Annotated in this window: 9 protein-coding genes and 1 tRNA gene; 4 read left to right on the top strand and 6 right to left on the bottom strand. The window is 34.8% G+C overall.

What is annotated here, in order from left to right:
- Positions 1–86: 86 nt before the first annotated feature.
- Together frr and pyrH are read right to left on the bottom strand one after the other, a co-directional pair.
- On the bottom strand, positions 87–641 hold the full coding sequence (gene frr, locus FHP04_RS10725) for a ribosome recycling factor (RefSeq protein WP_139856143.1): 555 nt from the start codon (positions 639–641) through the stop codon (positions 87–89).
- Between the two features lie 142 nt (positions 642–783).
- A complete protein-coding gene (gene pyrH / locus FHP04_RS10720; RefSeq protein ID WP_139856142.1) occupies positions 784–1,491 on the bottom strand; it encodes a UMP kinase in 708 nt (235 codons plus the stop codon).
- Positions 1,492–1,670: 179 nt separating this feature from the next.
- Between pyrH and FHP04_RS10715 the strand changes: the two genes are divergently transcribed.
- The gene (locus tag FHP04_RS10715) at positions 1,671–3,056 is read left to right on the top strand and encodes a T9SS type A sorting domain-containing protein (protein WP_139856141.1); all 1,386 of its coding nucleotides are present in this window, start codon (positions 1,671–1,673) and stop codon (positions 3,054–3,056) included.
- Positions 3,057–3,487: 431 nt separating this feature from the next.
- Here FHP04_RS10715 and FHP04_RS10710 read toward each other — a convergent pair whose 3' ends face one another.
- Entirely contained in the window at positions 3,488–4,171 is a 684-nt protein-coding gene (locus tag FHP04_RS10710; RefSeq protein ID WP_139856140.1) for a LytR/AlgR family response regulator transcription factor, read from the bottom strand.
- A 19-nt stretch (positions 4,172–4,190) separates the two neighbouring features.
- Entirely contained in the window at positions 4,191–6,143 is a 1,953-nt protein-coding gene (locus tag FHP04_RS10705; protein ID WP_139856139.1) for a tetratricopeptide repeat-containing sensor histidine kinase, read from the bottom strand.
- Between the two features lie 209 nt (positions 6,144–6,352).
- On the opposite strand from FHP04_RS10705, the gene FHP04_RS10700 reads away from it, so the two are divergent.
- On the top strand, positions 6,353–7,606 hold the full coding sequence (locus FHP04_RS10700) for a metallophosphoesterase (protein WP_139856138.1): 1,254 nt from the start codon (positions 6,353–6,355) through the stop codon (positions 7,604–7,606).
- Positions 7,607–7,745: 139 nt separating this feature from the next.
- Positions 7,746–8,042: a thioredoxin family protein gene (locus FHP04_RS10695; RefSeq protein WP_139856137.1), complete on the top strand. Its 297-nt coding sequence runs from the start codon at positions 7,746–7,748 to the stop codon at positions 8,040–8,042.
- Positions 8,043–8,073: 31 nt separating this feature from the next.
- Here FHP04_RS10695 and FHP04_RS10690 read toward each other — a convergent pair whose 3' ends face one another.
- Entirely contained in the window at positions 8,074–8,715 is a 642-nt protein-coding gene (locus FHP04_RS10690; RefSeq protein WP_139856136.1) for a polysaccharide deacetylase family protein, read from the bottom strand.
- Positions 8,716–8,838: 123 nt separating this feature from the next.
- Positions 8,839–12,162: a glycosyltransferase family 117 protein gene (locus FHP04_RS10685; protein WP_139856135.1), complete on the bottom strand. Its 3,324-nt coding sequence runs from the start codon at positions 12,160–12,162 to the stop codon at positions 8,839–8,841.
- A 196-nt stretch (positions 12,163–12,358) separates the two neighbouring features.
- Between FHP04_RS10685 and FHP04_RS10680 the strand changes: the two genes are divergently transcribed.
- A tRNA-Gln gene (locus FHP04_RS10680) sits at positions 12,359–12,431 on the top strand.
- Positions 12,432–12,624 lie beyond the last annotated feature (193 nt).

Here is a 12,624-nt window from a genome sequence, read left to right as displayed (position 1 = left end):
GTAATAAACTGTTGATTAGTGTCGTAAAAATAAAAAAAAGCGGCACAGGTGCCGCTTTATTGTATATAGTTTAACGAAAAAGGAAATTAAACTGTCATAATTTCTTTTTCTTTTTTCGCTAAAATTTCATCGATTTTTTTGATGTGAGTGTCGGTCATTTCTTGAACATCTTCTTCCAAACTCTTTTTAAGGTCTTCAGAGATATCTAAGTTTTTTAAATCGTTGTTAGCATTTTTTCTGTCGTTACGCACTCCGATTTTTGCTTCTTCAGCAACTGCTTTTGCTTGCTTTGCTAAATCTTTTCTGCGTTCTTCAGTTAGTGGTGGTACGTTTATAATTACACTCTCCCCGTTGTTCATTGGGTTGAAACCTAGGTTTGCTAAGTGAATACCGCGTTCAATTTCTGGAATTAAGCCTTTTTCCCAAGGTTGAATAGAAATTGTCATTCCATCTGGAGTGCTAACATTTGCAACTTGGCTTAATGGAGTAGGACTACCGTAGTAATCTACCATTACACTTCCTACCATAGAAGGAGAAGCTTTTCCAGCGCGTATGTTTACTAGTTGTTTTTCAAGATGCTTTAGCGCATTTGCCATTGCTTCCTTAGTACCATCAATTATAAAGTCTATTTCGTCTTCCATATCTCGACTTAGTTCGATAACCGAACGTATTTATTATTTATAGTTTCTGTTTTTGAAAATTGAATAGTTCAAAATTAAGAATTTTTAACTCAAAACTCAATATTATTTTATAACACCTAAACCGCTTAAAGTGGTGTTAGCGTTATAAATTTACTTTTGTTCCAATATTTTCACCAGAAACTACTTTAAGCAAGTTTCCTTTGGTATTCATATCGAAAACAATGATTGGTAATTCGTTTTCTTGACTTAAAGTAAATGCAGTAGTGTCCATTACTTTTAGTCCTTTTTGAAGCACATCTTCAAAACTGATAAATTCAAATTTCTCTGCAAGTTTATCTTTTTCTGGATCGCTAGTATAAATACCATCTACGCGAGTTCCTTTTAAAATTACATCAGCTTGAATTTCTATTGCTCTTAAAACTGCAGCCGAATCTGTAGTGAAATATGGGTTTCCAGTACCTCCTCCAAAGATTACAACTCGACCTTTTTCCAAATGTCTAATTGCTTTACGACGAATAAAAGGCTCTGCAACCTCATTGATGTTAATAGCACTTTGTAATCGGGTTGGGATATCTTCATTTTCAAGTGCACTTTGTAATGCTAAGCCATTAATTACAGTGGCTAACATTCCCATATGATCACCTTGAACTCGATCCATTCCGCTGCTAGCGCCTGCCAAGCCTCTAAAGATGTTTCCGCCGCCAATAACTATGGCTACTTGTACGCCTCTATCGGTTATTTGCTTAATTTCTTGAGCGTATTCTTTAAGACGAACTGGGTCTATCCCGTATTGTTGTTCGCCCATCAAGGCTTCCCCTGAAAGTTTTAATAATATTCTCTTGTAGTCCATAGTGTGGGTTTACTGCGGCAAAAATAAAGAAAAATATTGATGCACGATAACTAATTATTAAAAGTAGTTTTTGAAAAAATATAATACCACTTACAAGTTAACTGCTTTTAAATGATGACTTCTTGATTATTTTTCGATAGAAAGGTAAACAGGCATACTAATCTTAAAAATCTCACATTATGAAAACATCAATATTTTATTTTTTATTGAGCGTGTCGTCTATTGTATTTGCTCAAAACAGCACTCCGTCTCAGGCTTATTTTAATCCTATTACTATTTCAGAAATAGAGTGTATTCCCGATGCGCATAGGCAGAATATTTTGCAAGAAATTGAAACCAATAAACGAGCAATTCTTGAAGTTAATCCAGAAATTTTTCAGTATAGAACAACTACACATCCGCTTTTTGAACTTCCATTTAAAGCAAAGTCAGGATTTAATGATTATGGATATTATTCATTATTCAATCAGGTAGATCACAACATTGCTCCTGGAGGTCGATTATTAGATTATAACTGCGGGGAGAGAACTTATGATTGGGCAACTGGAAATCACGCCGGAACAGACTATGTAGTGTGGCCATATCCATGGAAAAAAATGGAAGAAAATGTTATGGAGATAGTTGCCGCAGCTCCTGGAATAATAATTCAGAAGAAGGATGGATATTTTGATAAGAACTGTGTAAACAATGGGAACCCAAATTGGAACGGCGTTATTTTAGAACACTCCGATGGGTCGCAATCTTGGTATTGGCATTTTAAAGACGGAAGTACAACAACTAAAAACGTGGGTGATACCGTGGCAAGTGGTGAGTATTTAGGATTGGCCGGAAGCTCGGGAAGTAGCACAATTCCACATTTACATTTTGAAGTTCACGATGCTGCCGGAGATCTTATAGACCCATACGCTGGACCTTGTAATGACTTAAATTCTGATAGTTGGTGGATTGAGCAACCTGATTATATGGTTCCCGAAATACTTACGCTTTCTACTCATTATTCGGAAATATTAGATGATGACTGTGGAGAAATTGAAGGTACTTATGAAGAACTCAATTTCTTACCTGGCGAAACGATTTATTTTAAATTGTTCTATCGAGATATTCAAACAGGCGATATAACTAATATTCAAGTGAAGAAGCCTAACGGAAATATACTTTGGGATTACGATTTTATCTCGGAATGGCCTAATAATTTTGCTGCTTGGGCCTATTGGATTTGGCCTACAGACAGTACTTGGGAAGATGGCGTTTATAATGTGACAGTTACGTTTGGTGGAAAGACTTATGAAACTATTTTTGGAATAAATACCAATCTTTTGGTAAATGAACCTGAGATAAATGAGGTGTTAATATTCCCAAATCCTACATCAGATTTTATTAATGTTCAGAGTGTAGAAGAAATTAGCAGTATCTCGGTTTACGATTTGGCGGGGAGAGAAATTTCTAAACACTTTCCACAGTCGGTTAATACTACCATAGATTTTTCAGGATTTAACACTGGAATTTATTTGGTGAAAGTTGACTCGGCTGATAAGTCGCAAACTTTTAAAATAAGTAAGTTATAGGTTATTTTATGCTTTCTGTGTTTATTTAAATAAGAAAAAGTCGCTCCTCCTCAAAAGCGACTTTCCTTTATACCGAAATATTGAAAACACGGTTAGTTAGTTTTCTAATTATAAATTAATTATCCCCACAATTACTTTAATTTATCTCGGTATTGTTTTTTATAAAAATAGCCACGCCCCACCGTGGCTATCTTCATTATCAATTGAAAACTCAATTGAAGCTATGGTTTAAAATACTATTAACTAAACCAATATATATTACGATTTTAACCATAGCCAAATTTTATACCTTTTTAATTTGATTCATTATCGGCAACAAAATCTTTATTTAAAAGTGCGTTTGCCAATAATTATAAATCGAATATAAACTGTAAAAAATAATTAACTTAGATTCTTTAGTGAGTGGGGTGTAATTTTTAGTGAATGAAAAATTAACTTTGAATTAGCTGTTTTAGCTCAGATTTCCGAGAGTTGCTAATAGGAATTTCTATGTTGTTTATAATTACAACATTTTTACACAACGCATCAACTTTTAATAAATTGATTATATAGGAACGATGTGTTTTAACAAACTTTTCTTGGTTGAGTTGAGAAGATAAGTACTTGAGCGTTTTAGGGACTAAATACTTACGTGTGGTAGTTATAACATAGCAGTAATTGTCATAGGCTTTCAGGTAGAGAATTTGTGATTGCTTTATTTTATAAAGTTCATTATCTGCTGAAAAAGAAAGAAATTCTTCATCGTGAATGTAGTTATTCCAAGCAATTTCAATATTACTTCGCAATCCATTTTCGGTAAATGGTTTTACAATATAGCCCAATGGGCGCGTTTGCTTAACCCTTTTTATAGTATGCGGATCTGTTTGAGACGTTAGGTACAAATACGGTTTGTCCAGCATGTCTAGGTTTTCTGCTAAATCAACACCGTCTTTTTCACCATCGAGTTGAATATCTACTAAAACAAGATCTGGTTTGTTGCTTTTAATTTCGGTTAATGCTTCGTCCACATTATCGGCATGTCCGCAAACAATATATCCATTTTTCTGCAAAATAGACTCTAAGGTTATTGCGATTATCGGATCGTCTTCAACTATGTATATATTTAATTTACTCAAAATATTTAGCTTATTTTAATCAAAGTATTTCAAACTTTTTGATTTTTAAAATTACTTTAGTGCCTTTATTTACTATCGAATTATAATCTAAAGTAGCTTTTAGTTTTTTTGATAATGCCTTCATTAATTTAATTCCGAATGAGGTTCCTTTAATTTCGCCTTCAAAACCCTGTCCATTATCAAGAACCTTTAACACAAGCTCGTCATCTATTTTTCTGAAATCAATTAAAAGAATGCTTTCTGGTTTAATAGTTTTATAAGCGTGTTTTAAAACATTGACAATTAATTCGTTTAAAATTAAACCTATAGGGGTTATTGTTTCAATACTCAATACTATAGGTTCAATATTTAATTTGTAAGGTAAAACTTCACTTTTAAATTGATGTGTTTCAAAAATATCTTTGGTTAATGCTTCCAAATATTCTTTACTGTTAATCCCTACTAATTGGTCTTTATTGTAAAGTCTTTGATGAATTAACACCATCGACTTCACTCTGTTTTGAGCTTCACGAAGGGCAACTTGTGCTTTTTTATCTTCCATGCTTTCGGACTGAAGATAGAGGAGTGATGAAACTATTTGGAAGCTATTTTTTACACGGTGATGAGTTTCTTTTAACAGCACGTTTTTCTCGTCAATAGTAGCTTCTAGTAGTTTTTTCTGTTTTGCCAAAGAGCGGTTTTTCTTTCTGTTTTTATAAAAGAAAAACCCTAAAAATCCTGCAAATAGAAAGCCTATGCCTGAAAGAACACCATAAAGTTGACTTTCTTTTTTACGTGCCGATATTTCGGCATTTTTAAGTGCAGAAGTTTTATTGAATTCAAACTGCATTTCCTGTTGGGTTTGTTTTCTAATGTTTTTCTCATTAAAAATAGTTTCTCTAGCATCGACAAATAATTCAAAATTTTCAAGCGATTTGTTTAGGTCGGCAGTGCTTTTATATGCTGTGTACAAACAGTTACATGCTTTGGAAAATACTTGTATTCCATCAGACATGGAAGTCATTGCTTTGGCTTTTTCGCAATCGGCAATTGCTTGCGAATATTCTCCCTGCTTTAAAAATAAGTCGCCTCTATAAGCTAGTGTTTCTGCTAGTCGGCCAGACATATTATTGCTTTCATAAAAGGCGATCGAAGTGTTTAGATAGGGCAAGGCATCTTCAAAATTGTTCAAGTTTGTGTGCGCAATTCCTATGTTTAAATCTGAATTTACTAGCATTACAGGAGGTGCGTTACCTTTCTCCTTTAATTCTTTTCCTTTGAGAAAAGCTTCTAATGCTTGTTCGTGTTTGTTAGTTTTTAAAAACAAATCACCTTTGTTAGTAATGAAAACTCCAGCAGCTATGTATGATTTGTCGTTTAAGGCATCTTTATACCCTTTATCATAATAAATGGAGGCCTTGTCGTACTCTTCCATTTGATTATAGAAATTAGCAATACTATTGTCTAGGGACAATCGCTCTTTTTTTAATTTTCTAAGATCTAGATCATTTAGCTTGTTGGTATCTACTTTGTCTAAAAACTCCTGTGCTTTTAAGGTTAGTGCAAGTGCCTGTGGCATATCTCCCTTTATTCTATAAACGCCACCCTCAGTATTGTATAATGAAGATTTTAAGAAAGGCAAATCCTCTTCCTCAATTAAGGATTTTGATTTTTCGATATAATAAAGTGATGAATCTAACTTCGAATTGTAGTAATAGTAGTTTCCGTAAAAATAATATGTGGTAGCGAGAAGCTTGGGAGTATTGCTTAAGGTAGAAACTTCTTCCGCTTTTTTGATGAGCTTTTCACTTCCCGCCCCGTAACGTAAATTGCTAATAAAAGTGGTTAATGCTGTTATTTTTTCATCTGCTGAAGATAAGCTTTCAGTGACCTTTAAAAGAGAATCTATAACCGCAGCATTAGTTTCTGGATTTTTTTGGGAAAATCCAGAAAAGCCGATAATAATAGCTAAAAAAAGAAGTGAGGTTCTCAATATTTAGTATTCTGATTCTAAAATACTAAAATAATATTTAACAGCTTTACAGCGCTAAGATTATATAAAGGGATTGGGTACTAAACAATTTTATTGCTTATAATATTATATGGCTTAAAAACATGCCGTTCTTGATAATCGTTAAAATAAAGTGAAGTTTGCGATAAAGGTTTTTCAATCTTGTTACTTTTAAAAATTCTATCTACACTATGCGTTGGTTTATTTTTATTTCAGTTTATATTCTCGTTGATATTTATGCCTTTCAGGCTGTGAAAACACTTACTAGAAATCCCTTTGTTTACGGTATTTATGTTTTGCTTTCACTAGCTGTTTTGGGAGCTTTAATTTATGAGCTTTCGGCAATGGGAGCTGGAAAGAACATGGGGGTAAGCACTATGTATGTATTTGGAGCTTTCCTTGCGCTATTTGTTCCGAAATTACTAGTCGTTATTTTTATGTTTGCTGAAGATATAGGTAGGTTTTTTGTGGGTACTTATATGAAAGTAGCAGGAAGCAGTGAAACACCATTTATGGCTTCGCGAAGAAAGTTTGTAAGTACACTTGCCTTGGGAATTGCTGCTATTCCATTTGCCTCTTTAATTTATGGAATGATTCAAGGGAGGTACAATTACAAAGTCTTAAAATACGCATTAGAATTTGACGACTTGCCTGATGAGTTTGATGGGTTTACACTTACACAAATTAGCGATGTTCACATTGGTAGTTTTAGCAATAGAAACAAGGTTGAATACGCCGTTAATCTTATCAACGAACAGCAAAGTGATATGATTGTTTTTACAGGGGATTTGGTAAATAATCTCGCTGAAGAAATGGACGATTGGAAAGGGTTGTTTAGCACATTAAAAGCACCACAAGGTGTTTTCTCGGTTTTAGGAAATCACGATTATGGCGATTATGTAAAGTGGAATAGTGCTTCAGAAAAAGTAGAAAACCTTAACAGGCTAAAATCAATCCAAAGAGAAATGGGCTGGGATTTGCTTTTGAATGAGAACCGATTTATTACTAAAAACGGTCAGAAAATAGCTGTGGTAGGAGTTGAAAATTGGGGAGAAAACGGTTTTAAAAAAGCAGGGGATCTCGACAAAGCTTGTGAAGGAATTTCAAAAAAAGATTTTAAAATCCTTTTAAGTCACGATCCCTCACATTGGCAATCTGAAGTAAAAAAAGACCCACGAAACTTTCACCTTACCCTCAGCGGTCATACCCACGGGATGCAGTTTGGTATTGATATTCCTGGAGTTTTTAAATGGAGCCCAATAAAGTACAGGTATGAAAATTGGGCAGGAATTTATCAAGAGTTTGGAAGATATATAAACGTAAATCGAGGTTTTGGATTTCTAGGTTATCCAGGAAGAGTGGGAATGTGGCCGGAAATAACTGTGATTAAACTTAAAAAAGGTCAAACTCAAACTAAAAGCAGTAAAAATTTAAGAGAAGTCTAACTAATTAATTGTTATCTTGTAAAGTGGTTAAGTGAAAACACACCAAACTATTCCTAAGCATACATTACAGGTGCTACGTAACATTAGGAAGTTATTTTATTATATTTGTAATACATTGTTCAACTAATACATTAGATGAATGTCGAAATTCGGAGAATTAATTGAAAGCCGCACTCCAGTGCTATTAAACTTTTATGCAGAATGGGATGAAACTTCTAAAAAGATGCATCCAGTATTGCGTGAAGTAGCCACTGCTTTAGGAGAAAATGCACGCGTTATAAAAATAGATGTAGAAAAAAACAAGGAACTTTCTGATGCTTTACGCGTTAAAAACCTTCCTACATTTATGATTTATAAAGATGCAGAGATGAAATGGCGACAAGGAGGTGAACAAGATGCCGATACTCTTATCGGACTTATTAAAGAATATATTTAGTTGCTAAAGATTTGTTTTTAGTAACTATATATTAAAGTGAGGCACACTTCCAGCCTTTTTCAGATATATAACGCAATACTTTAGGTAAAGTATACCTGAGATTTTTCTCGGCTTTTAAACTGTCGTGAAATACGACAACACTTCCAGGCTTTATGTTTTTCAGTACATTTTGAAGACACTTTTCCTTTGAAATGGAAGCGTCGTAATCAAAACTTATTATATCCCACATTACAATTTTATAGCCTTTCTTCTGAAGTATTTTAGCTTGTTTTGAAGTTATTCTCCCATAAGGAGGTCTAAATAACTTTGAACCAAATGACTTCTGATCCATACCACTAATTTGTTTTATGGTATTGAGTATTTGCTTAGAAGCTTTCTCGGTGTTTTCGATATAATTTGAAGTTTTTGTCTTCCATCCGTTTAAATGGTTGTAGGTGTGATTCCCTACTGTATGACCTTCAGAAATTACATTTTTAAAAACCTCAGAATGCTTTTGAATGTTGTTACCAATACAAAAGAAGGTTGCTTTGGCTTGGTGTTTCTTTAATTCGTTTAACACCCAAGGCGTAACTTCAGGAATAGGGCCGTCGTCAAAAGTGAGGTAAACTGAATTTTTAGCACGCGAAAATGCCCAAATCCGTTCAGGGTATAACCGCTGAATAAACCTGGGCATTTTTACGATTTTAAATTTCAATTTTTAAAGTTGAATAAGCTTAAACAATGTTATAAATGCTATTCTTAATTTTAAAGTCTGTTCTTGTTGAAGGTTTCCTCTCAACAAATCAAATATTTAAATTTAGTTTATCGGCAATTCCTCTTCAACAGCTTCAGAAGGTTGCAGCTGCATATTTTCTAATATACTAGAATCTAATTCCACTTCAAGAGTTTCTTTAGCTTCCATTTCTCGATCTAAGTCAATCGCTTCATCTGGAGTATAGAAATGGCGGAACATCTTTAAGTAATCGTTGAATTTCTTTGCTTCAGCCTTGGCAAACTCTTCATCGTCGTAAATAATTACAAACTGAATTAAACTTCTGTAGCGCTCCATATCACTTATGATATCGGAAGCAATATTGCGTTGTCTATTAAACTTAAGACCGTTGTAGTAAATAAGACGTTCTTGGTAAATCTTAGTAACATCATTATATACTTGACGAGCTTTTTCTTTTTTACCTAATTCGTAATATCCTATAACAAAAGGCTCTAGTAGCGAGTAGTATTCAAAATACTTCACTGGCATTTTTTCCATTCCAAGATCTAGTACTTTTTCAGCTTTTTCTTCTTTACCTTCATTAATTAAGGTTTCTGCAAGACGCGCTAAATTACTTCGGTAGGTAATACCATTTCTACGTGTTTCAGTATCGTGATAGATATCCGGGCTACCGCTATTACCCCAATCCCAAGACATAACGATATCGTACATCTTATCGCTGTCTATACGACCCATTTCATAAGGGTTACGGTTGTTCATTGGTGTTTTAATTGGCACCAATTTATACACTACACCTTCAAGCTGTAGGTATTCTTTCATCCAGATATAATCGTCGTCACCAAAGCTTCCGCCACTAAAGTAGATTGGTCGCTCCCAATTGTTGTTTGCGATTATATCCAACATCATCATACGGTTTTTGTAGATAACGTCACCTTTTACATTAATATCGATATAAGGAACAATTTTATCGGCGTCTTTAGCGTCAACAATTCCATTTCTTAAAACTGCTTCCTTATCTACAGGAATGCGAATTACTTTTGAAGGGAATGTATGCACTTGTTGACCATTTTGTAATTGCATTTGCGTGGCAGGACTGTCGCTTGCAACAAAATTCATCCAAGTTTTAATGTCAATAGTATCTTGATTTGTTCTTTGGTGAATAAGGAAATCGCGAGTACCAAAACGATATTTATCGTGCGTTAGTTGCGACGGAATAGGATCGCTCGTAAACGCTTTTTTCTTCATATCGTCTATATACCAATCCGTTTGGAATAAACTTGTGTTTACCACACGCACATCTTGGCGATAACCCTCCACATTCTGAATATACCAAAGGGCAAAAGTGTCGTTATCTCCAATAGTAAATACAATTCCATTTTCATCGCAGGAATCTAAGTACATTTTCCCCATTGCTTGGGCAGTGTAGCGGTTGCTACGATCGTGATCGTCCCAGTTTTGTGATGCCAATAATATAGGCGCTGCCAAAGCAGTAGCAATCATTACCACTGGAAGTGCAATTTTAGGTTTTATATATTCCTTTGCAAGATCGAAAAGGGCATAGGCACCATAACCAATCCACATTGCAAACACATAAAAACTACCCACTAAAGCATAATCTCTTTCGCGAGGTTCAAAAGGTCGCTCGTTGAGATAAACTTTTAGGGCAAGTCCGGTAAACAGGAAGAACACTAATAATACCCAAAAACTCTTTTGATCGTTTTTAAAATGAAAAACTAAGCCTATAATTCCTAGAATAAGGGGAAGGAAAAAGTAAGTATTTCGTGCTTTATTGTTTTTTATATCGCTTGGCAAGTTGTCTTGGCTTCCTAAGCGGAGTTCGTCTATAAACTTAATTCCACTCAGCCAATTCCCGTGTAGATCTGTGTACTGACCTTGGATGTCGTCTTGTCTACCTGTGAAATTCCACATAAAGTAGCGCCAATACATATATCCAAATTGATATTCGAACATAAACTTCATATTCTGAAGAAAGGTAGGCCTCTTAATATCTAAAAACTGTCCGAAATTCTTTAGGAATTTGTCGAAGTCCTTGGTATCAACCAAACCTTGAGCGTGAGCTTGTTTAAATTTATTTACTTCATCAATCAATCTAGGCTCATTAAGATATTCAGCTTTAACCGAAAAATCTAATCCGCCAGTAAACTCCATATAGTTGGCGCTGTGTTCGGTGCTCCACATACGTGGTAAAAATCCTTTTTGGGCGTCATCTGTGTTTTGACTTGCGTTTTTGTAATTGTTTACAATAACATATTTCCCGGTAGCTTCATCTTTTTCGTAATTTGGCTTATCGTCTTTATACGGATTGTTTTCATCTAGACCTACATAGCTTTCAGTGAAATGTGGTCCATAAAACAAATGTGTTTCTGGGTACTGCTCCCTATTGTAATACGCTAAGAGTTCACGGGCGTTGTTTGGGTTGTTCTCATTAATTACTGTTCCTGCATTAGCACGGATTGGAAGCATTAACCAGCTGCTAAATCCAATAAAGATAAAAAGCACACAAAGCAGAATTGTATTAAGTTGTACAAAACCTTTTTTACGTGTTAATCGCAAGGTATAGATAAATACTACAACGAAAAGTAAAGCAGCTATTATGGTTCCGGAGTTAAAAGGAAGGCCTACGCTGTTTACAAAAAACACTTCGGAAGCACTAAAGAATTTCATAGACATTGGTAGCAATAGCTTGAAGATAAAGAGTAGGATGGCTACAGTAACTACGTTTGCAATGATAAAATTCTTGATTGTAACTGTTTTGTAATGCTTAAAGTAGTATAAGAAACCTATAGCAGGAATGGTAAGTAGCGCCATAAAGTGCACCCCAAATGAAAGTCCGATAATAAAGGCAATAAGAATTACCCATCGATTCCCTCTTGGTTCAAGCATTTCGCGTTCCCAACGAAGCGCGGTGTAAAACAAAACCGACATTAGAAAAGCCGCACTTGCATATACTTCGGCTTCTACTGCGTTAAACCAGAAGCTATCTGTAAAAGCAAAGGCTAAAGCACCAACAGCAGCACTTCCTAAGATTGCTAAAGCGTTGGTTTTTTCTATTTCTTGTTTTTTAGAAATTAGATTGGTCATCAATATTGTAAGCGACCAAAACATAAATAATATGGTAAATGCACTTGAGAATACCGACATTAGGTTAATGGTAAGTGCGATATATGTGGCATCTGGTGCGAATATTGAGAAAAATGCCCCAAGTAATTGGTATAATGGAGCTCCTGGTGGGTGACCTACCTCAAGGTTACTTGAAGTGGTAATATATTCGCCAGCATCCCAAAAGCTTGCTGTAGGTTCTACCGTAAGCCAGTAAGTAGTAAGCGCTATAGCAAAAACAATCCAACCTGTGATATTGTTCCATTTTTTAAAGTTGAAAGAACCCATAAGTACATTTAAAGTTTTGATGGCACGAATTTACTAATAATATATATAGCTTACATAGGTAAATAGGGTAACGTTCAACTTGCTATGTTATTTTTTTAGGGGTAAAAATTGAAATTAAAAAAAGAAGGTGAAATTTTTTTCGAAAAAGTTTGTACAAGCCAAAATATGTATTAAATTTGCAACCTCATTATGGAAATGGCCCATGGTGTAACTGGCAACACGTCTGGTTTTGGTCCAGAAGAGTCTAGGTTCGAGCCCTAGTGGGCCAACTTTATCAAACCCTAATCAGCTGAAAAGCAATTGATTAGGGTTTTTTTGTACCGCCCATTGTACCGCCCTGACGTAGTTTTATCGGATCAAGAACAATTGTTGTGTTTATGCAAAAATCGTTGTTAATCTATACAGAAAGAATTCTACGTTTTTCACTCCTCTAAATTGTGCCCTAAATGCTTTTATCTTTGC

Origin of the sequence: Aequorivita sinensis (assembly GCF_006346335.1) — a bacterium.
GTDB lineage: Bacteria > Bacteroidota > Bacteroidia > Flavobacteriales > Flavobacteriaceae > Aequorivita > Aequorivita sinensis.
The sequence above is the reverse complement of the archived record's forward strand: the minus strand, read 5'-3'. Positions and strand labels throughout refer to the sequence as shown.